At 41.6% G+C, this 610-nt stretch carries 1 protein-coding gene; it reads right to left on the bottom strand.

Annotated features, from left to right (window positions below; all coding sequences use genetic code 11):
• A partial coding sequence (locus RVS70_RS21815; protein WP_321134816.1) for a ParB/RepB/Spo0J family partition protein occupies positions 1-437 on the bottom strand: 437 nt, incomplete at its 3' end.
• Positions 438-610 lie beyond the last annotated feature (173 nt).

Raw genomic sequence — 610 nt, 5'->3', positions numbered from 1 at the left:
GTTAAATCATGCAGCTCAAGCAGCCTAGCATAAGCATGGGCTTCCTCAATAGAAGACAATTCTTCCCGCTGCAAGTTTTCAATTAACGCCACAGAAGCGGTTTCCGTGTCGGAAAAATCCTTAATAATCGCCGGAATCTTTTCCCACTCAAGCGATTGCACCGCTCTCCAGCGGCTTTCACCTGCAATGAGTTCGGATTGGCCTTCTTCTTCTGTATGCCTAACAACAATCGGCTGAATAATGCCGTGTGTATGAATGGTCATTGCTAACTCTTTGATTTTTTCATCTGAGAAAATGGTGCGTGGCTGAAAACGGTTGGGAACGATAGCATTTAACGGTATTTCCAGAATCTCTTCTTTGTTTGTATCATGTTCAGCAATCTCCGGCTCCTGTTCCTTCTCACCAAGCCCGAAGAAACGAGAGAATGAATGCTTCATGTACCTACACCACCTTTAAAAACTGCCATTTTTATAATTCTATTTTCTCATGGTTTTTCCTGCTATACATCCATCAATTTTGATGAAAATATGATGGTATTGTCATATCAGGCTGTCTAAATTACCCTTCAATTGGCGATTTATTAGGAGTTCCCGGTTTTCTTGGATACTTC

It is taken from the genome of Virgibacillus sp. M23, from assembly GCF_034190895.1.
Classification (GTDB): Bacteria; Bacillota; Bacilli; order Bacillales; family Amphibacillaceae; genus Virgibacillus; species Virgibacillus salarius.
The sequence above is the reverse complement of the archived record's forward strand: the minus strand, read 5'-3'. Positions and strand labels throughout refer to the sequence as shown.